22 protein-coding genes and 1 pseudogene are annotated in these 20,401 nt (G+C 56.7%); 17 read left to right on the top strand and 6 right to left on the bottom strand.

Translation table 11 applies throughout. The features are described 5' to 3' along the window. The 6 genes and pseudogenes from ABLQ08_RS30225 to ABLQ08_RS30250 form a co-directional block, all read left to right on the top strand. Nucleotides 1–110, top strand: a pseudogene (locus ABLQ08_RS30225) (electron transfer flavoprotein subunit alpha/FixB family protein); the annotation flags it as partial. Between the two features lie 139 nt (nucleotides 111–249). Next, complete coding sequence (locus ABLQ08_RS30230; RefSeq protein ID WP_352950300.1) at nucleotides 250–1,131, top strand: 3-hydroxybutyryl-CoA dehydrogenase; 882 nt, start codon at nucleotides 250–252, stop codon at nucleotides 1,129–1,131. Nucleotides 1,132–1,136: 5 nt separating this feature from the next. Then, complete coding sequence (locus ABLQ08_RS30235; RefSeq protein WP_352950302.1) at nucleotides 1,137–2,630, top strand: class I adenylate-forming enzyme family protein; 1,494 nt, start codon at nucleotides 1,137–1,139, stop codon at nucleotides 2,628–2,630. A gap of 82 nt (nucleotides 2,631–2,712) precedes the next feature. Beyond that, nucleotides 2,713–2,916, top strand: a complete 204-nt coding sequence (locus tag ABLQ08_RS30240) for a putative motility protein (RefSeq protein ID WP_352950304.1) — start codon at nucleotides 2,713–2,715, stop codon at nucleotides 2,914–2,916. Between the two features lie 402 nt (nucleotides 2,917–3,318). Then, nucleotides 3,319–3,579, top strand: a complete 261-nt coding sequence (locus tag ABLQ08_RS30245; protein WP_352950306.1) for a hypothetical protein — start codon at nucleotides 3,319–3,321, stop codon at nucleotides 3,577–3,579. 36 nt (nucleotides 3,580–3,615) lie between these two features. Further along, nucleotides 3,616–3,828, top strand: a complete 213-nt coding sequence (locus ABLQ08_RS30250; protein ID WP_352950308.1) for a hypothetical protein — start codon at nucleotides 3,616–3,618, stop codon at nucleotides 3,826–3,828. A gap of 154 nt (nucleotides 3,829–3,982) precedes the next feature. On the opposite strand, the gene tlpA is transcribed toward ABLQ08_RS30250, so the two are convergent. Continuing rightward, nucleotides 3,983–4,645 carry a thiol:disulfide interchange protein TlpA gene (gene tlpA, locus ABLQ08_RS30255; RefSeq protein ID WP_352950310.1) on the bottom strand — a complete coding sequence of 221 codons (663 nt, stop codon included), beginning with the start codon at nucleotides 4,643–4,645 and terminating at the stop codon, nucleotides 3,983–3,985. Nucleotides 4,646–4,686: 41 nt separating this feature from the next. On the opposite strand from tlpA, the gene argH reads away from it, so the two are divergent. The 4 genes from argH to ABLQ08_RS30275 all read left to right on the top strand — a co-directional run bounded on the left by argH (nucleotide 4,687) and on the right by ABLQ08_RS30275 (nucleotide 10,547). Then, nucleotides 4,687–6,072: an argininosuccinate lyase gene (argH, locus tag ABLQ08_RS30260; RefSeq protein WP_352950311.1), complete on the top strand. Its 1,386-nt coding sequence runs from the start codon at nucleotides 4,687–4,689 to the stop codon at nucleotides 6,070–6,072. Between the two features lie 151 nt (nucleotides 6,073–6,223). Then, complete coding sequence (lptM, locus tag ABLQ08_RS30265; protein WP_352950313.1) at nucleotides 6,224–6,502, top strand: LPS translocon maturation chaperone LptM; 279 nt, start codon at nucleotides 6,224–6,226, stop codon at nucleotides 6,500–6,502. A gap of 55 nt (nucleotides 6,503–6,557) precedes the next feature. Then, on the top strand, nucleotides 6,558–7,832 hold the full coding sequence (gene lysA / locus ABLQ08_RS30270) for a diaminopimelate decarboxylase (protein ID WP_352950315.1): 1,275 nt from the start codon (nucleotides 6,558–6,560) through the stop codon (nucleotides 7,830–7,832). Between the two features lie 132 nt (nucleotides 7,833–7,964). Continuing rightward, a complete protein-coding gene (locus tag ABLQ08_RS30275; RefSeq protein WP_417714970.1) occupies nucleotides 7,965–10,547 on the top strand; it encodes a TIGR02302 family protein in 2,583 nt (860 codons plus the stop codon). A gap of 74 nt (nucleotides 10,548–10,621) precedes the next feature. On the opposite strand, the gene ABLQ08_RS30280 is transcribed toward ABLQ08_RS30275, so the two are convergent. From ABLQ08_RS30280 to ABLQ08_RS30290, 3 genes are read right to left on the bottom strand one after another with little or no spacing between them, the layout of a single operon-like run. Next, entirely contained in the window at nucleotides 10,622–11,017 is a 396-nt protein-coding gene (locus ABLQ08_RS30280; RefSeq protein WP_352950319.1) for a response regulator, read from the bottom strand. A gap of 2 nt (nucleotides 11,018–11,019) precedes the next feature. After that, nucleotides 11,020–11,583, bottom strand: a complete 564-nt coding sequence (gene hpt, locus ABLQ08_RS30285; RefSeq protein WP_352950321.1) for a hypoxanthine phosphoribosyltransferase — start codon at nucleotides 11,581–11,583, stop codon at nucleotides 11,020–11,022. 2 nt (nucleotides 11,584–11,585) lie between these two features. After that, entirely contained in the window at nucleotides 11,586–12,554 is a 969-nt protein-coding gene (locus ABLQ08_RS30290; protein ID WP_352950323.1) for an MJ0042-type zinc finger domain-containing protein, read from the bottom strand. A gap of 210 nt (nucleotides 12,555–12,764) precedes the next feature. On the opposite strand from ABLQ08_RS30290, the gene ftsE reads away from it, so the two are divergent. From ftsE to ABLQ08_RS30315, 5 genes are all read left to right on the top strand, one after another. After that, complete coding sequence (gene ftsE / locus ABLQ08_RS30295; protein ID WP_352950325.1) at nucleotides 12,765–13,424, top strand: cell division ATP-binding protein FtsE; 660 nt, start codon at nucleotides 12,765–12,767, stop codon at nucleotides 13,422–13,424. A gap of 8 nt (nucleotides 13,425–13,432) precedes the next feature. Beyond that, on the top strand, nucleotides 13,433–14,473 hold the full coding sequence (locus ABLQ08_RS30300) for a cell division protein FtsX (RefSeq protein WP_352950326.1): 1,041 nt from the start codon (nucleotides 13,433–13,435) through the stop codon (nucleotides 14,471–14,473). A gap of 214 nt (nucleotides 14,474–14,687) precedes the next feature. After that, nucleotides 14,688–15,416, top strand: coding sequence for a YdcF family protein (locus ABLQ08_RS30305; protein ID WP_352950328.1), 729 nt, complete (start codon nucleotides 14,688–14,690; stop codon nucleotides 15,414–15,416). Between the two features lie 71 nt (nucleotides 15,417–15,487). Further along, entirely contained in the window at nucleotides 15,488–16,264 is a 777-nt protein-coding gene (locus ABLQ08_RS30310; protein ID WP_352950330.1) for a lysophospholipid acyltransferase family protein, read from the top strand. Nucleotides 16,265–16,601: 337 nt separating this feature from the next. Further along, nucleotides 16,602–16,952 (top strand): hypothetical protein, encoded by a 351-nt coding sequence (locus ABLQ08_RS30315; RefSeq protein ID WP_352950332.1) that lies wholly within the window; start codon nucleotides 16,602–16,604, stop codon nucleotides 16,950–16,952. A gap of 130 nt (nucleotides 16,953–17,082) precedes the next feature. On the opposite strand, the gene ABLQ08_RS30320 is transcribed toward ABLQ08_RS30315, so the two are convergent. Continuing rightward, a complete protein-coding gene (locus ABLQ08_RS30320; protein ID WP_352950334.1) occupies nucleotides 17,083–17,613 on the bottom strand; it encodes a gamma-glutamylcyclotransferase in 531 nt (176 codons plus the stop codon). 102 nt (nucleotides 17,614–17,715) lie between these two features. On the opposite strand from ABLQ08_RS30320, the gene ABLQ08_RS30325 reads away from it, so the two are divergent. Beyond that, nucleotides 17,716–18,765, top strand: coding sequence for a DUF2125 domain-containing protein (locus ABLQ08_RS30325; protein ID WP_352950336.1), 1,050 nt, complete (start codon nucleotides 17,716–17,718; stop codon nucleotides 18,763–18,765). A 30-nt stretch (nucleotides 18,766–18,795) separates the two neighbouring features. Here the strand turns inward: ABLQ08_RS30325 and ABLQ08_RS30330 are convergent, their stop codons facing one another. Next, the gene (locus ABLQ08_RS30330; protein WP_352950338.1) at nucleotides 18,796–19,257 is read right to left on the bottom strand and encodes a GNAT family N-acetyltransferase; all 462 of its coding nucleotides are present in this window, start codon (nucleotides 19,255–19,257) and stop codon (nucleotides 18,796–18,798) included. A 165-nt stretch (nucleotides 19,258–19,422) separates the two neighbouring features. On the opposite strand from ABLQ08_RS30330, the gene ABLQ08_RS30335 reads away from it, so the two are divergent. Then, nucleotides 19,423–20,316 carry a DMT family transporter gene (locus ABLQ08_RS30335; protein ID WP_352950340.1) on the top strand — a complete coding sequence of 298 codons (894 nt, stop codon included), beginning with the start codon at nucleotides 19,423–19,425 and terminating at the stop codon, nucleotides 20,314–20,316. Nucleotides 20,317–20,401: the final 85 nt, after the last annotated feature.

Here is a 20,401-nt window from a genome sequence, read left to right on the forward strand (position 1 = left end):
TCGTCGCGATCAACAAGGACGAAGAAGCCCCGATCTTCCAGGTGGCAGACTACGGTCTCGTCGCCGATCTGTTCGAGGTGCTGCCCGAATTGAAGGCTGCCGTCGAATAAGACCTGCGGCAAATTGATCACGGACCCCGGAGCGAGTAATAGTTTTCGCTCCGGGGTCCTTGCCGTTTGGCGTAAGACTTGCCAAAAATAGCGGCAACCGGGCCCGTCGGGGTGTTTGTAAGAGATCGGATTTTTCAGGATGGCTGTCGAAATCAAAAAAGTCGGTATTATTGGCGCTGGTCAGATGGGCAGCGGCATTGCACATGTGTGTGCGCTTGCAGGCTTCGACGTGGGATTGAGCGACATTTCAATGGAGCGGATCGAGTCCGGTCTGGCATCGATCAACGGAAACATGGCCCGTCAGGTTTCCAAATCCCTGATCACAGAAGAAGCACGCAACGCCGCCCTCGACAGGATCAAACCAGCGGAAGACCTCGACCTACTGAGTGACGCTGACCTCGTGATCGAATCCGCTGTCGAAAACGAGCAGATCAAACGCAAGATTTTCTCGCAGCTTTGCCCGATTCTGAAGCCGGAAGCCATTCTGGCAACCAACACCTCTTCCATCTCCATCACGCGGCTTGCGGCGACAACGGATCGTCCGGAGCGCTTCATCGGTATCCATTTCATGAACCCGGTGCCCCTGATGGAGCTTGTCGAACTCGTGCGCGGTATCGCAACCGAGGACGAAACATTTGAAGCGTCGAAGACCTTCTGCGACCGTCTGGGCAAGCAAATTGCGGTTGCCGAAGATTTTCCGGCATTCATGGTCAATCGCATTCTGCTGCCAATGATCAACGAAGCCATCTACACGCTTTATGAAGGCGTCGGTTCTGTTGAATCCATCGACAAGGCCATGCGTCTCGGGGCGAACCACCCGATGGGACCGTTGCAACTTGCTGATTTCATCGGCCTGGATACCTGCCTGTCGATCATGCAGGTGCTGTACGAAGGTCTTGCGGATACCAAATACCGTCCGTGTCCGCTGCTGGTAAAATATGTTGAAGCCGGTTGGCTGGGCCGGAAGACGCAGCGCGGCTTCTACGACTACCGCGGTGAACATCCGGTTCCGACACGATAACGCATATGAACCTTGCGCATTACTGTCTTGCCAACGCCGCTCCGGATCCGGAGAAAACGGCGTTGGAGGTGGTTGGCGCTGATGGCAAGGTCCTTGAAGAATGGACCTTCGGACAACTCAATAACACTGTCCTTTCCATTGCATCGGGACTTCGGGCCACCGGTTTGCAATCCGGTGACAGGATCCTCCTCAGGATCGGTCATTCCAGTGATTTTCCGCTTCTCTTTTTCGGTGCGATTGCCGGTGGCTTCGTTCCGGTCCCGACGTCAGCGCAGCTGACAGCCTCGGAAGTTTCATCCATCCTGACCGACAGCGCAGCCGGTCTGGTGTTGCATGACGGCGTCACGATCGTTCCCGTAGATGCCGGAGTTCCGCTGCTGGGGCCCGATGGTATCGAGGACCTCAAGAAGTTCGCTCCGGGCGAATTCGTGCAAACTGGCGACGATGATCCCGCATTTCTCATTTACACCTCCGGTACGAGTGGCCAGCCCAAGGGAGTGCTCCATGCACACCGGGCAGCCGCCGCCAGAAAACCCATGTATCAGGGCTGGTACGGCATCACACCTGCCGACAGGCTGCTCCACGCCGGTGCTTTCAACTGGACCTACACCCTGGGGGTCGGGCTTATGGATCCCTGGGCCAACGGGGCGACCAGCATCGTCTACGACGGGCCTCGCGATCCTGACGTCTGGCCACGGATCATCGAGGCCAGCAAGGCAACCTTGTTCGCAGCCGTTCCCAGCCTTTACCGGCGCCTGCTGAAATACGGCAATGTCGTCCCTGCTTCGTTTCCGTCGCTCCGGCATGGATTGACCGCTGGAGAAGCGCTTCCAGCAGGCCTTTATCAGGAATGGAAAGACCGGACAGGCCGCGAGCTCTTCGAAGCTCTCGGCATGAGCGAGATCTCGACATATCTGTCCAGTGGTCCGAATGTTGCGGTCAGGCCGGGGTCTCCGGGCAAACCACAGAAAGGCAGAAAGGTTGCCATTCTGAGCGAGAAAGGCGACACAGCGGTTCTGGCTCAAGGCAACGAGACCGGGCTTCTGGCAGTCCATCGCGAAGAGCCGGGGCTGATGCTTGGTTACTGGAACCGGCCAGAAGAAACCCGTGATGCGTTTCGGGGCGACTGGTTTTTGACTGGAGACCGGGCGCAGGAAGATGATGACGGATACATCTGGTATCAGGGGCGCGCGGACGACCTGATGAATTCATTCGGGTACCGGGTTGCGCCTGAAGAGGTCGAGCGGGCCCTGTCGGCACATCCGGATGTGCAGGAAATTGCCGTGACGGAGGTCTCTGTTCGCTCGGGCGTCAGCCTGATCACGGCTTTTGTGGTCCCGCACGACCTCGATACTTTCGATATCAATGAGCTTGCCGGTTTTGCGACCAGAAGCCTTGCTGAATACAAGCGGCCAAAGGACTACAGGATCGTCGATCGACTTCCCCGAACGGCTTCCGGCAAGGTCCGGCGCAAGGCGCTGGGTTCAAGGAATGCGTAAACTTTTTTGTCTGCAGGTAAGTTTTCGTTAACGCTTGCTTAAGGGCAGGGGAGTAGGGTCTTCCTGTATTCAGGAGACTGCAATGGATAGCGTTGGAATTGCCAGCACATATGCTGCGACGACCCAGGCTCAAACCAGCCAGGCGCTTCAGTCCGAGATGATGAAGATGGCGGCTCAGCAGGAAGCCAATCTGGTGGCGCTGCTCCAGGAAGGTGCTGAGAACCTTCAATCAGCTCAAGCCGCTCCCCCTCCGGGCCTTGGCACGCAGGTCGACGTGACCGCGTGATCCTGAGCAATTGCGATGATTTCAACTTCACGCGATAGCCTCAACACCCTGATTTGCTCAGGTCTCGACGGTAAGGCCGACTTGAAAACCCACTGAAAATGCGTCTTTCATCCGCTGCGAATGTTAAACCGGAGTAATTTCTCCTTGCCGGTTACATGCTTGCTTGTCGTTGTCGACGTCTTCCTCAAGGGAAAGTTTGAGTGTTTCTTGTCGAGAGATCAGAAAATAATTCAATCAATTTCAGTGACTTACCTGATTAAAATTTGAATTTTAAGAAAATTTGATAGATCAAAAAAGTAATTCTCAAATCAAAACTTGAAGTAACTTCCGATGTTTACCCATTAAGCGCAAGCATGGGATAAAAATTAGCTTCAATGTCGTATCCGAAGATTGGAACAGACGATGTCTGAAGCAGTAGGAAGTGGAACCACTCAAGTGTTCCAGCCTTCGCTGAGCATATCGCGTACGGAAAAGGTTGCTGAGCAGGCCGAAGCGATCAGGGCCCGCCAGTCTGAAGCTGTTGCCGAGACTGTTCAACGGCAGGCTCAATTCAGCGCAAACCGTGCGGAAAACCTGGTCCGTCAGGCCGAGACGCTCGAGAACCGGGCTGAGTCCGGCAATCCGCAGAACGGTCTGGGAGGTCAGGTCGACATATCCGTTTGACGAACAGTTTTCGTTCGCGCCAAAGGAGTAAAGAGTATGGCGAGTGTTTCCGGCAGCATGTCTTCTTCAGCGGCTGTTGATGCCGCGAAAGTGCGCAGTGAGCTTGCGGCCAATGCTATCAAGGATCAAAACGACCAGGAGCGTCAGGTCGCCGAACGCCTGAATGAAGCACAGGCAAATCAGGAACAGCAGCGTCGCGAAGCACGCAAGATCCCGGGTCTCGGGGAAGCGGTAGACATAACCGTCTGATTTCTCTTTCTTTTTGGGTTTTGCAAGGTTGAGCAGATTCGCAATGGCCGCGCAGACCCAACTTCATTCCCGGGCTGATGATGATTGCCCGGGATCTGTGTCAGTCGTTCTGTCATCAAGACCTGGTCGGATCACCTGCCCGACTTGGAGAGCCTCAGGCTCCATCCTTTTTCATTGCATTGTTGATCAGATCTTTTGCCTCGCCTGATGCCCATTCGGCAGGGCCGTACATGGTGCCGATTTCGCAGCCTTCCGGATCGACCAGGATTGTCGTCGGCAATCCGGTAGCTCGCGCGACCTTTCTCAAGTCTTTCAGCAGACCGTTTGAACTGTCCTGATAGTAGGTCAGGTGGCTGACGCCGATTTCGTCCAGAAACGCCTTCGGTTTCTCCGGTCCGCCCCGGTCGAGGTTAACCGCGACCACTTCGAAATTCTGACCACCAAGATCGGCCTGGAGTTGATCCAGAGCCGGCATCTCTTCGCGGCAAGGTGCGCACCATGTCGCCCAAAGGTTCAAAAGAACCGTCTTGTCCTTGAAATCGGCGAGTGTAAGCGGGTTGTCGTCCGGTCCCTTGAATGTGAGCGCCTTCAGGTCGAGAGGCTGACTTGCCGGCAGAAAAGCAGCCACGTCACCCTTGGCAAACGGCTTGGCCTGTTTGGCTGCTGCGAGAGCCGCCGAACAGCTTTGCGCTTCGGCAATATTGCCATTGGGACCAACGATCACGTATAGAGCCGCTACAGCGGCTACTGCACCTGCTAGTCCTGCGGCGACAATGCCGCGTTTGGAGCGTTTAGCGGGTTCATTTGGCTTCGTCATTCGTTCACACCTCGCAAGGGGCGCCTTTTAAAGGACAGGACATGAGCAATCGCATGTGGGGAGGCCGGTTCGCTGAAGGACCGGACGCCATCATGGAGGAAATCAACGCCTCCATCGACTACGACCGTAAGCTATATAAACAGGACATCGACGGCTCGAAAGCCCATGTGCGCATGCTCGCGGAAAAAGACATTGTGACGCGGGACGATGCCGACAAGATCGTTCAAGGTCTAGACACAATCCTGTCAGAAATCGAAAGCGGCGAATTCAAGTTTTCCAGGGCACTTGAAGATATTCATATGAATATCGAGGCGCGTCTTGCCGAACTGATCGGTCCGGCTGCCGGTCGGCTGCACACGGCGCGTTCCCGAAACGATCAGGTGGCAACCGATTTCCGCCTCTGGGTGCGTGATACGCTGGACACGCTGGATGAACAGTTGAGCGAGCTGATGCAGGTACTGGCGGAAAAGGCAGAGGCCCATGCAGCCGATGTGATGCCCGGTTTCACTCATTTGCAGTCCGCCCAACCGGTGACTTTCGGCCACCATCTTCTGGCCTATGTCGAGATGTTCGCACGCGATCGTGGCCGCGTCCGTGACGCGCGCAAGCGCATGAACGAGTGTCCGCTCGGTGCAGCGGCTCTTGCCGGAACGTCGTTTCCGATCGACCGGAAAATGACGGCGGAAGCGCTTGGGTTCGATCGGCCGAGCGCCAATTCGCTCGACGCGGTGTCCGACCGTGATTTTGTCATTGAAGCGGTTGCTGCCGCCTCCCTGACCGCCATGCACCTGTCCCGTCTGGCGGAGGAGATCGTTGTCTGGTGTTCCGCACAGTTCGGTTTCGTCAAGCTGTCGGACAAGTTTTCGACCGGTTCGTCGATCATGCCGCAGAAGAAAAATCCGGATGCTGCCGAACTCGTTCGTGCAAAGACCGGCCGTATCTACGGTTCACTTCAGGCTCTGCTGGTGATGATGAAGGGCTTGCCCCTCGCCTACTCGAAGGACATGCAGGAAGACAAGGAACAGGCTTTTGACGGTCTGGCCAGCGTTTCGCTTGCACTTGCGGCCATGACGGGCATGGTCCGCGACCTGGAGCCGGTCACCAAGGCGTTGAAAAAAGCCGCTGGGTCCGGTTATTCGACAGCAACCGATCTCGCCGACTGGCTTGTGCGTGTGCTTGGCATGCCGTTCCGCGACGCGCACCATGTTACGGGCCGCATCGTTGGTATCGCCGTGGAGAAGGGCATCGAACTTCACAAGGTTTCGCTGGAAGAGATGCAGGAGGTGGACCCCCGGATCACCGAGGAAGTTTTCTCGGTTCTGTCGGTGGACAAATCCGTCCGCAGCCGGACCAGCTACGGCGGAACCTCTCCGGTCAATGTCCGCAAGCAGGCGCGGCGCTGGCTGAAAGAGCTTGCGAAAGACTGATTGCAGCAACAATCGGTCGAAGTCGGCCCGACAATCTTCGCATGACAGGTGCAACTGGCCTTGCCGAATTCCGTCTGTCATGCGAGGAGAAGAATCAACGAGCAATTTTGCCGAATGTTCCACGCCCAATACGGTGTGAAGCGGCTTCGGTATGAGGGAACGATCGATTTTCCTGATTCATGTGAAACAGGAAAACCATTCCGGAAGGGCCTATATGGTGATGATGACCCGCTTCAAAACTGTGGCGCTGATCAGTCTCTGCCTGAGCCTGACACTGGCCGGATGCGGTCGGAAGGGCAGCCTGGACGATCCGAGAGCCCCGACGCCGTCTGCCGATGCCGGTGCGGATCCGGCGGTGGTTGCCGCGAGCGAGCCACCGGAACAGCCGGAGGACGATAAACCGTTCTTCCTGGACTTCCTGATTCAATAACAATACCGGCGCATCGCGAAAAACGTGCTGCGCATCGGCTGCGTGAGGGTGTCCCGTGCATCACTTTGATTACAAGAATGGCGAGTTGTTCGCAGAGGATGTTGCAATCGAAAAGATTGCGCGCGAAGTCGGCACGCCGTTTTACTGCTATTCCACGGCGACGCTCACGCGGCACTATCAGGTGTTCTCGTCCGCCTTTGACGATATTCCCTCGCTGGTCTGCTATGCCATGAAGGCAAATTCAAACCAGGCGGTGCTGGCGACGCTGGCTCAGCTGGGGGCCGGCATGGATGTTGTCTCGGAAGGTGAACTGCGTCGTGCCCGGGCGGCCGGCGTACCTGCTGACAAGATCGTCTTTTCAGGTGTCGGCAAGACCGAAGCGGAACAGGCTTATGGTCTTCAAGAAGATATCCTGTGCTTCAATATCGAATCTGAACCGGAGCTGCACCAGCTTTCGCGGGTTGCGAGCGAAATGGGCAAGACCGCTCGGGTTTCCATGCGGATCAACCCGGATGTCGATGCCAAGACCCACGCAAAGATTGCCACAGGCAAGGCTGAAAACAAGTTCGGTATTCCCTGGCAGCGTGCCAGGGAGGTTTACGCGGTTGCAGCAAAACTGCCCGGAATTCAGGTTACCGGTATCGACATGCATATCGGTTCCCAGATCACGGAGCTGGAGCCGTTCGACAATGCCTTTGCGCGCCTTGGTGAGCTGATCACCGACTTGCGCGGCGAAGGTCACAAGATTGATCACGTCGACCTCGGCGGTGGCCTGGGTATCCCCTATGTCACTGACAATGACCCGCCTCCACATCCGGATGCTTATGCGGAAGTGGTGAAAAAACATGTACGGCAGCTGGACTGCAAGGTCATGTTCGAACCGGGACGTCTGATTGCCGGAAACGCCGGTATTCTGGTGACCAGGGTGATCTACGTGAAGGATGGGGCCGACAAGACTTTCGTGATTGTCGACGGCGCCATGAATGACCTGATCCGGCCAACGCTTTACGAAGCCCATCATGAAGTGCGGCCGGTAAGGGAAGAAAACCGAGATGCGGAGCGAATCAAGGCCGATATCGTCGGTCCGGTTTGCGAAACAGGTGATTTTCTGGCTCAGGACCGGGATATGCCGAGGGTCGAGGCCGGCGACATGCTGGCGGTTTATTCGGCAGGTGCATATGGTGCGGTTCAGTCCAACACCTACAATTCCCGTTTGCTGGTCCCGGAAGTCCTCGTAAACGCTGATCAATTTGCAGTCATCCGTCCGCGGACGACGTTTGAGGAGCTGATCGGTCTCGACCGGATTCCCGACTGGCTCAAGGGTTCGTGACATCACCTGTCGACAAATAGTTGTTCCGACAGGTTGCCCCAACGCCTCCAATGCCTCACCTTATTAGGTGGAGGGCAGATCCTTCTGGCTGTTGCTCACGAGTGAGCGGCAGTTACAGGATATGAACCGGAGGTGCCTTTGAGCGCAGATGACAGCAAACAGGATTCCGGCCGGCATGTAACTCCAGAGCCATTTGGTTGGCGGGCCCTTATCAGGAACCGCCTGGACAGGCTTGTGCGCCAAAGCCGATGGGCACTGTTCGTCGAGCGTTTCTGGCGTGCGCTGTTACCTGTCCTTGTTGTTATCGGGCTGTTTGTCGGGCTTTCCTGGGTCGGTCTTTGGCTGGTTCTGCCTGCCTGGGCCGGTCCGCTCGGAGTGATTGGTTTTGCTGTTGCCGCGGTCTGGGCGGCACGCGATCTGTTCCGATTGTCCTGGCCGTCTCGGGAAGATGCACTCGGCCGGGTTGAAAGGGCATCCGGGTTCGATCATCGCCCCTTGACCACTCTTGAAGATGATCTGTCGGTTGGCGCCGAAGATCCACAGAGCCGGGCGATCTGGGAGCTGCATCAGCGCAGGACCGCCGAAGCCGTTGCCGAGATCCGCTCAAAAGCCCCCGATCCGCAAGCCTATCGCCGCGACCCCTGGGCGCTCAGGGTTTTGGCCGCAAGCTTGCTTGTTATCGGGTTTTCAACCGCCAGCGGCGACTATGGCGGCAGGCTTGCTTCTGCCTTTCAGAACCCGTTCAAAACGGTGGAACCGCCCAGTCGTCTCGATGCCTGGGTCACGCCACCGCTTTATACCAGCGAGCCGCCTATCTACTTGACCGGCGAAAGTGCGCAATTGCGCGACCCCGGTGCTCCGGTCTCGGTTCCGGAAGGCTCTATTCTGGTTGTCAGGACGCAAGGCTCTGGCAATCTGACCATGACCTTTGCCAGCGCGGAGGATGAAAAACCTCAGTTCATCCAACCTGAAGCAGGCAAGGAAGGGCAAGATCCTGATCTGGAACAGCTTCTTCCGGTCGAACGTCGTCTCAAGCTCGATACGACAGGCATTGTCGAGCTTCTGAACGGCGAAGAGCGCCTGTTGAGCTTCGTTTTTGCCGTGCGCCCGGATGATGCACCGGAAATCAGACTGGTGGACGATCCGGAGCCGCAGCTCAGCGGTGCGCTGAAATTTTCTTATCTCGTGAATGACGATTATGGCGTGATCGCCGCCGAAGGGCGGATTACGCCGCTGCCTGATCCGGAGCACAAGGACCGTGTGCCCAGGCCGCTTGTCGACGCGCCGCAATTTCCCCTGTCGCTGCCACCGCGGGCCGGAACCGCCAAGACAGCGGAAACCATTCGTGATCTGACGTCGCATCCCTGGGCAGGATCGGAAGTCGATCTGACGCTGATGGCACGGGATCAGGCGGGTCAGGAAGGCGTTTCCCCTGCCTACAGGATCACATTGCCGCAAAGAAGGTTCAGCAAACCGCTTGCACGTGCTGTGGTGGAACAGCGGCGCAATCTTGCCCTTGATGCGCACAACCATGCTCAGGTGATCATGGCAATGGACGCCTTGATGCTGGCGCCGGAGCTGTTCAACTTCAAACCCCGCAATTATCTCGGCATGCGCTTTGCCTACGGACTTCTCGTCAAGGCGCAGACGGACGATGAGCTCAAGGCAATGTTGCCGCTTTTGTGGGACCTGGCTCTCTCGATCGAGGATGGAGACCTGTCCGCCGCCGAACGGAAGCTGCGCGATGCCCAGGAAGCCTTGCGCAAAGCTCTCGAAGAGGGGGCGAGCGATGAAGAGATCGCCAAGCTTACCCAGCAGCTTCGAGAAGCGCTGAACGAATACATGCAGGCTCTGGCCGAGCAGATGCGCCAGAATCCACAGGCAATGCAGCCGTTCGACGGAAATCAGCAAACGCTCAGCCAGCAGGATCTGAGCGACATGCTGGATCGGATCGAAGAACTGGCGCGGACGGGTTCCCGCGATGCCGCGCGCGAACTTCTGGCGCAAATGCAGCAGATGCTGGAGAACCTGCAGGCCGGGCGGCCGCAGATGATGCCCAACGGCATGAACAACGAAATGATGGAAATGCTCAATCAGCTGGGCGAAATGATCCAGCGTCAGCAGCAGCTTATGGATGAGACCCACCGTTTCAACCAGGATCAGCAACAGCAGCGCCGCGGTCAGCGCCAGCAGGGCGAGCAGCAGGGTCAGGGACAGCAGCTGACCCAGGAGCAGCTGGAGCAGATGCTGGAGCAGTTGCAGCAAGGTCAGGGCAATCTGGCGCAGCAGCTGCAGCAGCTCATGGATCAGCTGGGTCAGAACGGCATGGGAGAAAACGAAGCCCTTGGTGAAGCCGGAGAGTCCATGGGGCAGGCTCAGGAGTCCCTTGGTGAAGGCCAGGGCGAACAAGCCCTTGGTCAGCAAGGAAATGCGCTGGACGCGCTCAGAAGAGGCGCACAGGGCCTGACCGAGCAAATGATGGGCCAGGGTCAGGGGGCCGGTTCGCCAAGCGGTCCTGCGCCGCTGGATGAGGATCCTCTGGGCCGCCCGCGCCGGACGGAAGGGCCCGACTTCAACAACCGGGTCCAGATCCCGGATGAAATCGACGTTCAGCGTGCAAGGCGTATTCTTGAAGAACTGCGCCGCCGGTTCTCGGATCCGTCCCGTCCGAAACTGGAACTCGACTATCTGGAGCGTTTGCTTAAGCGGTATTGAGTGCGGTTAGTGCATCAAAAAACCCCGCCGGTGGCGGGGTCTAATCGGTTCGTCTTTCCACAGCTTTTATGCGTTCAGGCGTAGCGGCGGGTCTCCTGCGGCAGTTCGCCCGCGATTGCTTCGCGGACGGCCCTGCGGATATCGGCAAGAGAAAATGGCTTCGTGATGATGTCATGCACCAGCGCGTCCAGTCCGTTTGCGCGCTCCCGCTGATCGGCAAAGCCGGTCATCAGCAGTATCGGCAGGTCCGGGTAATCGCGGGCTGAATGCAGCGCGAGGGCAATACCGTCCATCACCGGCATCTTGATGTCGGACAATAGTAGGTCGTAGCTGCCTTTTTCACGGGTCAGTGTTTCAACGGCTTCGCCGCCGTCTTCCGCCACTTCCACTGAATGCCCGTCAAGCTCCAGCGCGCGCTTCACGAAGCTGCGGACAGCTTCATCATCTTCGGTGAGAAGAATGCGAGCCATGCTCACTCTCCTGTATTGCCGTCTGCCGCAGTCTCTTCAGACGGAACGACGTATCCAATAAAGGGCAACTGCCGCCAAGCGTGGCCCATATCCATACCATATCCGACGACAAACTTATCAGGACAGGCAAATCCCACATAATCGGCAGATATGGCAGCTTTGCGGCGCTCCGGTTTATCCAGCAACGCCGCGACCTTGACCGAACGGGCTCCCCGTTTTTTCAATCGCTCACGTGCGAAGTTGAGCGTGCGGCCGGATTCAAGGATATCATCCACCAAAATTATATCGCGGTCGTTAACGTCACTTTCGACATCACGCAAAATACGGATATTTTCCGATCCCTCCGTGCCGGCACCGTAGGAAGAAAGGTGGATGAACTCCATTTCCGGCTCCAGACCGACCCGGTGCATGGCGCGGACCAGATCCGCTGCGAAAATGAAGCTGCCCTTGAGCACGGCAACCACGAGCAGTTTCTGCGGTTTTCCCTCTGCAATTTCTTCGGCGAGCGCAAAAACCCGCTGCGCAATTGCGTCTTCGTCGAACAAAGTGTGGATATTGGCGGTCATGGTCACTCGAGAACTATCTGGCGTTTGCCGCGGTCGACAAATCGTACCTGGATGTCGGATGCGGTTTCAGGTGGATCGGCTAAGATCGTTCTAAACCGGGTTTCGTCAAGCCCGTTTAACGATTTTGTCCGGGGCTCTACAGTCCAGGCGTAAATTTCCTGCAAATCCGAGTTGCGAATTGACAGGCGAACACCCGGAACGGTGTTGTTTTCACTCAATAGATTGCGGATCGATCCTTCCACGACGAGAACCCGCTTGCCGTCTTCGATTTCCGTGAAGGTTCTCAGGTTGCGGAATTCCAGGCCTCGCAGGTTCACGTCAAGGCCGATCATCTGGAAAAGGCTTGCAAGGTCGGGGGATTGTTTGACGATGTTGTCGCGCATCAGGACAAAGAAAACACATGCCGCGAGAGCCACGCCGAACAGGGCTATGCCGCCAATGCGCCGATAGTTGCGCCGAAACATCCAGTTCAGAATTGCCCCGATGTGATTTCGCCGGAACTTGTTCGGGTTGACGATGATCTTCGGCCGCTTGGCGTGAGATTCAATATCCTCACTCGGGGCGTCGTCGGGTTCGTTGCTTTCATTTGCAAGGTCGGCGGCGTATTTTTCTTCGTCGACACTGGCGCGTGAAGTCGCCGGAGGCGGCGTGAAATCCGCAATGTCTTCTTCTTCGCTGACCGGATCGGGGTCATCTTCCCCTTCATCAGTGCCGGCGATACCGGTTTCTTCCGTCGCGTCGGCTTCCCAGTCCGCTTCGTCCTTCTCCGAAGATTTTCCATCCACTTCAGGCGTTTTGGAGGTTTCAGCGGCTCCAGGCTTGAAGTCGACGGTGCCTTCCTCCTCTTCGGGGTTCGGCGAAACGTGCCAGCGATTGCCGCACTTTGCGCATTTGACGCTTCTCCCCTTGGGGCCGAGCGCCTCTGCCTTGATCTCGTAGGACGTACTGCAGTCCGGACATTTGATCTTCATGCGCGAAGACCTTTCGCCATGGCATGCTCTGAAGGTTTTCTTACATAACCCGTGAGACGGAAGTCCGGCAGGAATTTTTGGACAAAAGCCAGCAGATCCGGTGCCATGTCTATCTCTTCATATAGATCCATTCCCCAATGGACATTTATATGATTAATGCACCGTTAACGGGCTGGCTATAGCGTCTGTCCATCAACAGGAGTCAATTTTGTGATCCGCTTCGAAAATGTCGGATTGAGATACGGTATGGGGCCTGAGATCCTGCAGGACCTGACCTTCCAGATCGAACCGCAGTCCTTTCAGTTTCTGACCGGGCCTTCGGGTGCCGGCAAAACCAGCCTGATCAGACTGCTGTTCATGTCGCTGCGTCCGACCCGTGGACTGATCAAGGTTTTCAATCGTGACCTGAGCGTGATCGACAAACAGGAGCTGCCGAAACTGCGCCGCAAGATCGGCGTGGTTTTCCAGGACTTCCGTCTGCTGGATCATTTGACGACTTATGAAAATGTGGCCTTGCCCCTGAGGGTAATCGGCAAGGATGAATCCGAATACAGGTCGGACGTGATCGATCTTTTGAGGTGGGTCGGACTGGGAGACAGAATGCACGTTTTGCCGCCGGTCCTGTCGGGTGGCGAGAAACAGCGTGCCGCCATAGCCAGAGCGCTGATCACCCGACCGGAAGTCCTGTTGGCAGATGAGCCAACGGGGAACGTTGACCCGCCCCTTGCCCGCCGGCTGTTGCGTCTTTTTATTGAATTGAACAAACTTGGCACTTCCGTTGTCATTGCAACTCACGATATTGCTTTGCTGGAACAAGTGGACGCCCGGCGCATGGTTCTGGCCGACGGCCGTCTTTCGATTTTTGACTAGGCAGCAGAATGGCTCATTCGGAAGAACGAAACGAAAAGCGGGAGTCTGCTGCCAAGGTCAAGCCGCCGAAACGCCTGGAGCGGCTGAAACGACCCCGGCGCAAGGCACCTGCGGATACGCAGAACCAGCAGCAGAGTGACGAGGCCAAGCTTCGTCCGGCCGCCGCGATCGTTCCGCCTCAGTCGGTGGCCGGCCGCGCCCTCACTCTCGTCGTTGCCATCATGAGCTTTCTTGCGTGCCTGACCGTCGGTGCTGTGTCGGTTGTCTGGGATGCCGCCGATGCGTGGCAAAACGACCTGGTCCGTGAAATCACGATCCAGATACGACCGACGGAAGGGATCGACATGTTGCGCGAGATCGACAAGGCTGTCGCGCTTGCGCAGGAATTTTCCGGAATTGAATCCGTGCGGGCCCTTTCGGACGCCGAGACCAAGGACCTTCTCGAACCCTGGCTTGGAGATGGATTGCAACTGGATGGATTACCGGTGCCCCGCCTCATTCAGATCACCGTCGGTGATCCGGCCCTCCTGAATCTGGCACAACTACGGGCTCAGGTCTCGCAGCAGGTGACCGGGGCCAGTGTCGATGATCACTCGATCTGGACCTCTCGTCTGTCAGCCATGGCAGGTGCGGTCGTGGTTGGCGGCTTTGCCATCATGGTGCTTGTTCTGGGCTCGATGGTGCTCAGCGTGGTATTTGCTACGCAATCGGCAATGGCGGGCAACAAGGATGTGGTGTCGGTGCTGCATTTCGTCGGGGCGGAAGATTCGTTCATCGCCCGTGAATTCCAGCGTCATTTCCTGATGCTCGGTTTGAAGGGCGGCGTTTCCGGCGGAATTGCCGCAATAATCTGTTTTATTGTGGTGGATATGCTGACACGGCAAGGAGCGGGGCAAGCCGGATCAGACCAGATGTCAGCCCTGTTCGGCTCGGTCTCCGTCAGTTTACCCGGATATTTCGGTGTTTTCGGTGTGGTGTTTCTGGTGGCCATTCTGACTGCGCTGACTTCGGGTCTGGCGGTCAAGGCTCATCTTGCCAAGGTCGATTGAGGCGCAAAAAAAGCCGCTGAATAATCCAAGACTTATCCAGCAACTGACCCGTTTGCCGACAGATAGGCAGCTTGTAGTTGCTTCAAAAGCGGAAAGAGACTTGGAGTTATTCTTGCGCTCGGGAAACAATCTTGGTTTTGGCAATGTAATCGGCTAATTTGTCGCGACAGTCGGCTGCCGCGAAATTGGCCGAATCACTTATCATAGTCGCCGCATGACCAACGCAGACACAATCGTAGATCCAGCCTTGGAAGATGGCGTTCCAGTTGTTGCGGAACGGCGTGTGTCTGCTTTGCCGGAGAACTCCGCAACCGCTTCCACATTATCCGAAGCAGGTGAGCGCCGCAAAAAACGGTTTGGACTACGCTTTGTCTTCGTAGCAGTCATCGCGGCATTGCTGTTCGGAGCGGTCGGCCAGTTTCTGTATTTTGCGCATCAGATTACAACGGCAAAAGTCCCCGTGACCGCAAATGCCGATGCAATCGTTGTTTTGACCGGAGGTCAGGCCCGGGTCAACGAGGCTGTCCGCTTGCTTGAGGAAGGCAAGGCCAGCCGGTTGCTTATTTCCGGGGTGCATCCGGGAACGACGCGCGAACAGCTCGCAGCAGTCACGTCGTCCAGCATGCCCTTGGAGAAAGGCAGTGTCGATCTGGACCGTGTTGCGCTCAATACAGCGGGAAATGCAATTGAAACCGCCAGCTGGGTGAAGAAGAACGGCTTCGATTCCTTGCTGGTCGTCACGAGCGCGTATCACCTGCCTCGGGCCAGGGTTGAGCTTTCCGATGCTCTTCCGGATGTGAACCTGATCGCCTACCCGGTCTTCTCCAAGGGCCTGAATCTGGAAGACTGGTACAAGGAACCTGCAACGATCCGGCTTCTCATGCGCGAATATGTGAAGTATATCGTCGCCCGACTACGTATTGCCGTGAAGGGTGTTGGCTGACTCTGGTCAGGTCATTGCTGAACGGTTGGGGACGGACCGGCGGTAACGCCTAGTGATTTTTTGCAGGTACCATGCTTCTTCTGCGTTCGACAATTTTTCAGATTCTGTTCTATTCCGTTACCTTTGTTGAGATGATCCTGTTTTCTCCGGTCATGCTGCTGCCACGCAGCTGGGGCTGGTGGATTGTTCCGGTCTGGTCGAAAACTCTTTTGCTGCTGATGCGGGTGACCGTCGGGCTGAAGATTGAAGTCCGGGGCAAGGAAAATCTGCCGAAAGGCGGTTTCATTGCAGCCATGAAGCATCAGTCGGCCTGGGAAACGGTGACGTTGATCCCCCTCTTCACCAGCCCGACCTTCATCCTGAAACGGGAACTGCGCTGGATTCCGATCTTTGGGTGGTACACGGCCAAGTACAAGCAGATCCCCATCAATCGGGGCAAGCGGTCCGAAGCCCTGGCTGCCATGATGGAAGCTGCCAAGGAAGCAATTGCGGAAGAGCGCCAGATTCTGATCTTTCCGGAAGGTACGCGCCGCCCGGCCGGTGCCGAACCGAAATACAAGTACGGGATTGCGCATCTTTACAAGGACCTGAAATGTCCGGTGGTGCCGATTGCCCACAATGCCGGCCTCTATTGGCCCCGGTCCTCCTGGGTTGTCTATCCGGGAACGGTTGTCGTTGAGATCCTGCCGCCGATCGAACCGGGTCTGCCGGCCGATGAATTCCATCAGAAGATGGTGACGGCAATCGAAACGGCGAGCGACCGTCTGATCGATGAAGCGCGCAAGGCACCGCATCCTTCGCCGGTCCTACAGAAGATCGATGCTCACAAAGAAGCACGGACAGCCTGATCCCTGTTTTGCAGTTTCGGAACAGACAGCGGCGATGCGTGGAAGGATCCTGCAGCAATGCCGGTTACATGCCTTGTGGTTGATCTGGTGTTGCTGAAATCTCTGGATCTTATTTAATATAACCGGTTTCAAACTAAGTTAAACCAAATAACACAGGCGCGTGAATTGTAGTTTATCCAAGTAAACACGTAATCACGTATCAGTTATACCTGTTTTTTTCTAAAAAATCGCACCTACTTTGGGTGTGCAGCGTTCAAAAGACGTTAGCACGATGCGAAGACGATACTGTCGAAGACGTATCTATTGAAAGTTAAACACACTGGTACGGAGATTAATCATGCGTACGAACAAGAAATTTGTATCTACTTTGCTTGCCGCCGCTTTCATTTCTACGGCAGCTGCCGGCAGTGCCTTGGCCTTCAATGGCGGCGAAGCCTATGGCGATGCTACCGGTGACGAGCCGCTGACCATCCGCCAAATGCAGATTGCCAATGAAAAAGCGCTTCGTGACGCTCGCAACAACCGTCTGCTGATCCTGGAAAATCAAGGCAGCTATAACGGTGAAGAACGTTTGACGGCCAAACAGCAGGCTGCTTTCAATGCCGCTTCCTCGAAAGGTTCAAAGCTGATCCTGCCTTTTATTGGCGATTGGAACGGAACTGCAAAAGCCGGTTTTCCGCATAACTGATTGAAGCACTCGCACACAGAGTGTCCCCCACAAGAAAGGGCCGCGCATTTGCGCGGCCTTTCTTCTTTTCGGGAACCTGAACGGGTTGCCCGGAGTTCTGGAGAATTTTCCGGCAGAGTTGAAGCGGATTTCAGGCTGCGCCGTTATCCCGCAAGCGCTGTGCCAGCCAGGCAAGTCCTGTGTCGGGAATGCCCATCTCGTCCAGATGCGCTGCGGTGTTGATGACGTATTCCGGATTTGCGCCAGATTTTCCCACCGCACCATTGACGATATCCAGCTGCTCTTCCAGAGGCAGGGCGCCGGCATATTGCGGATGGCCGTGATCGACCATGTAGACCAGCGCTTCGACCTTTTCGCCATTGTCGAGTTCGATGTTGTGCCAGTGTTCCTTGTAGACCATGGTGGTCTGTTCGCGAGCGCGCAGATAATCGAGCGTCTGCGGCCAGATTTCCTCTGAAACCTGATAGGCGATCCCCCGGCACGCGCCGCCATTGTCCAGGCCGAAGACGAGCCCCGGCCTTTCCTGAGTGCCGCGGTGAACCCAGGAATAAACGCACAGCGCCCGGTGGGCTCCCCGTAACAGGGCTTGTTCCGACCGCAAGTGATCAAATCCCGGGTTCCACATCAAAGAACCGTAGCCAAATACCCAAAAATCGCTCATATCGACCTGTCTTCTCTTTTGCAGGTGCGGAAATAACAATCTCCGCCTGTCGATTCAATGCCGCGGTACAAGCCGCGACTTCAACAGTGAGTAACAAGAGCAGTGTCCACGACCGCGAGCAAACCGACCAAATCCTCCAAACGCCGTTACATTCTGCTGCTGAGCGTTATCGTTCTGGTGATTGCGGGCTGGTCTGCCGCATGGCTCTACGGTCGCTCTGTCCTGGCGGATCAGCTCGACCGGCAAATGAACAATCTTGCGCAAAGCGGCCTTGAGCTGACCTGCACGGATCTGACGATTGCCGGTTATCCCTTCCGCTACGAAGTCTCTTGCCAGGAGATGCAGTCGCTCGACAGGGCCGGCACGAGCAGTTCTCTCGAGGCACTGAGAGCCATCGCACTGATTTACAATCCCTGGCATGTGATCCTGGAAGCAAAGGCACCGATCCTGATGGAAGCGCCGCTTGCCGGGTTCAACGGCGAGATGACATGGGAAACCGCCCGTGCGAGCGTCAAATTCAGCCGGGAGGCGCTGGGAGACCTCGACGCGGTGATCCGGAAACCGGAAGTCGCGTTTGAAAACATTCTGACGAATGGTTTGATTTCGTCCGACAAGGCGGAAATTCACCTGCGGACAGCGCCGGAACAAGCGGATGCGCTGGACGGATTTGCGACGATCGACGCCTTGAACCTGCAATCGGTGTCAAACCTGCAGGAGACGATCGACTTGCGCGGCCATGTTCAGATCAGTGGTGGCACCGCGATGCTTGCAGGAGCGGACCTCGTCACTCTGGTTCGGATCAACAACGGTGAATTGCCGGTCAGACTGGTTCTGTTCGAGGCTGTTATCGGTGAAAGCCGCATCGGCGCCAATGGCGATTTGCTGGTCAATGGGGACGGCACGCTCTCCGGCACATTGAACCTGACACTGGGCAATGCCGAGCAGTTGCTCCAGATTCTTAAGCCGCTGTTTCCACCGCAAAACAATGCCTTTGGGCTCGTTGAAGGTGTCATAAAAAGCCTGAAGTCTGCCGAGACGCAGGTCGACGGCATTCCTACAATCAGTCTGCCTGTGGCGATCGAGCGCGGTGTGGTGCGAGTTGGCTTTTTGCCACTGGGGCAGATCCCGCCGCTGTTTGCAGCCGGGATCTAGACCCCAGGTGTCAGGTAACGCTTCAAGGGATCAATCGCCGGCAACGCGGTCGATCGGGATGAGATAACTCTTGCGATGGTCCGGCTCGGCGATCTTTTCATAAAGGGCAACGGCGGGGGTGTTCTTGCCCGGTACGATCCAGCGCAAATGCAGCCAGCCGCGGCTCTTTCCCTCCGCAACAAGGGTTTCAATGATCTTGCGGCCAACGCCCTGGTTGCGATGATCGGGATGAACGTAGATGTCATCCATCTGGCCGATGCGAAGGCCGGTGATCAGTTCGGGCAGGTCGAAATAGACCGCGAAGCCGATCAGCCTGCCACTCGAGAATGCGCCCAGCACTTCAGCGGTCTTGTCGCCAAGGATGCGTTCTGCGTAAAACTCGTCGGGGCGGCGCGGCGCTCCGCGTTTCAGCGCTTGAGCGTTCTCGGCAATGAGCGGTGCAAGCTGGTGGGCATCTTCTGGTCCGAGGACCTTGATTTCCGTAGTCGTCATGTATTCCCCGACAATGGCAGGACAAAGAAATGATCCCCAACATGTCCTGAAACCGGAGTCGGGATCAAGGACCTGAATCAAATTCTGCGAAAGCCTTCCGATGTTTTTCGTTTCGTGTCATGAGCATGTGTCGTTCGGCTGGATGCTTCAAGGCAGTGAGGTGAAATGGAAGGCTCGGGAAGAGTGAAGGCAACGGTCGTCGGGCTGAGCGCGGTGCTCATGTGGGCAACGCTCGGCGTGTTCGGTGCGGGCTCCGGGCAGGTTCCGCCTTTTCTGCTGAACGCGCTTTGCTTCGGAACGTCCGGCGCGCTTGCAATGCTCTGGCTGGCTGTGACCGGCAAACTTGCGCTGTTGCGCCAACCTCCAGGCGTGTGGGCCTTCGGTACGTTGGGCCTTTTCGGCTTTCACTTTTTCTATTTCACGGCCATTCGCAATGCACCGCCGGTAGAGGCCAACCTGATCAACTACACCTGGCCTTTGCTGATCGTGCTGTTTTCCGCCTTTTTGCCGGGTGAAAAGCTGCGAGCGCATCACGTTCTGGGGACAATCCTCGGACTTGCGGGAGCGGCCCTGTTGATTACCGGAGGCGACGGAATTCAGTTTTCCGGCGGCTCGGCATTGGGATATGGCGCTGCCATCGCGTCCTCCCTGTTCTGGTCCAGTTATTCGGTCCTGTCCCGCCGCCTTGGGTCGGTTCCGACCGAAGCGGTTGCGGGGTTCTGCCTTATGACGGCGCTGCTGTCTGCCTTGTGTCATGTGGCGCTGGAGGAAACAGTCTGGCCCGCGGCACCCCAGGAATGGGCTTCGGTCCTGGCTCTGGCGCTGTTTCCGGTCGGCTTGGCTTTCTTCACATGGGATATCGGTGTCAAACGCGGCGACATTCAGGTTTTGGGAGCCGCCGCTTATTCTGCGCCTTTGCTCTCGACGCTGTTGCTCATCGCTTTCGGGTTCGGGGTCTTGACCCTTTCGGTCGGCATCGCCTGTCTCGCCATTACCATGGGGGCCGTGATTGCCGCCAAGGACATGATCTTCGGCCATCGGGCGCAAAGTGCGTCTTGATGATCTTCCCCCTTCGGTGAATTTCGCTTGATCTTTCGATCCGCTAGGTTAACTCAAATCCCGTTTCGAATTCCCGTAGGATCAG

Origin of the sequence: Roseibium sp. SCP14, from assembly GCF_040329475.1 — a bacterium.
Taxonomy (GTDB): Bacteria; Pseudomonadota; Alphaproteobacteria; order Rhizobiales; family Stappiaceae; genus Roseibium.

What these genes read in the sequence shown, in the direction of transcription:
- argH (WP_352950311.1), top strand. Translation starts at nt 4,687, where the DNA reads ATGAGCAATCGCATGTGGGGAGGCCGGTTCGCTGAAGGACCGGACGCC.
- ABLQ08_RS30250 (WP_352950308.1), top strand. Translation starts at nt 3,616, where the DNA reads ATGGCGAGTGTTTCCGGCAGCATGTCTTCTTCAGCGGCTGTTGATGCC.
- ABLQ08_RS30290 (WP_352950323.1), bottom strand. Translation starts at nt 12,554, where the DNA reads ATGAAGATCAAATGTCCGGACTGCAGTACGTCCTACGAGATCAAGGCA.
- ABLQ08_RS30230 (WP_352950300.1), top strand. Translation starts at nt 250, where the DNA reads ATGGCTGTCGAAATCAAAAAAGTCGGTATTATTGGCGCTGGTCAGATG.
- ABLQ08_RS30315 (WP_352950332.1), top strand. Translation starts at nt 16,602, where the DNA reads ATGCGTACGAACAAGAAATTTGTATCTACTTTGCTTGCCGCCGCTTTC.
- ABLQ08_RS30335 (WP_352950340.1), top strand. Translation starts at nt 19,423, where the DNA reads ATGGAAGGCTCGGGAAGAGTGAAGGCAACGGTCGTCGGGCTGAGCGCG.
- ABLQ08_RS30300 (WP_352950326.1), top strand. Translation starts at nt 13,433, where the DNA reads ATGGCTCATTCGGAAGAACGAAACGAAAAGCGGGAGTCTGCTGCCAAG.
- ABLQ08_RS30330 (WP_352950338.1), bottom strand. Translation starts at nt 19,257, where the DNA reads ATGACGACTACGGAAATCAAGGTCCTCGGACCAGAAGATGCCCACCAG.
- ABLQ08_RS30280 (WP_352950319.1), bottom strand. Translation starts at nt 11,017, where the DNA reads ATGGCTCGCATTCTTCTCACCGAAGATGATGAAGCTGTCCGCAGCTTC.
- ABLQ08_RS30235 (WP_352950302.1), top strand. Translation starts at nt 1,137, where the DNA reads ATGAACCTTGCGCATTACTGTCTTGCCAACGCCGCTCCGGATCCGGAG.
- ABLQ08_RS30245 (WP_352950306.1), top strand. Translation starts at nt 3,319, where the DNA reads ATGTCTGAAGCAGTAGGAAGTGGAACCACTCAAGTGTTCCAGCCTTCG.
- ABLQ08_RS30240 (WP_352950304.1), top strand. Translation starts at nt 2,713, where the DNA reads ATGGATAGCGTTGGAATTGCCAGCACATATGCTGCGACGACCCAGGCT.
- lptM (WP_352950313.1), top strand. Translation starts at nt 6,224, where the DNA reads ATGAGGGAACGATCGATTTTCCTGATTCATGTGAAACAGGAAAACCAT.
- tlpA (WP_352950310.1), bottom strand. Translation starts at nt 4,645, where the DNA reads ATGACGAAGCCAAATGAACCCGCTAAACGCTCCAAACGCGGCATTGTC.
- ABLQ08_RS30305 (WP_352950328.1), top strand. Translation starts at nt 14,688, where the DNA reads ATGACCAACGCAGACACAATCGTAGATCCAGCCTTGGAAGATGGCGTT.
- ABLQ08_RS30320 (WP_352950334.1), bottom strand. Translation starts at nt 17,613, where the DNA reads ATGAGCGATTTTTGGGTATTTGGCTACGGTTCTTTGATGTGGAACCCG.
- hpt (WP_352950321.1), bottom strand. Translation starts at nt 11,583, where the DNA reads ATGACCGCCAATATCCACACTTTGTTCGACGAAGACGCAATTGCGCAG.
- ABLQ08_RS30310 (WP_352950330.1), top strand. Translation starts at nt 15,488, where the DNA reads ATGCTTCTTCTGCGTTCGACAATTTTTCAGATTCTGTTCTATTCCGTT.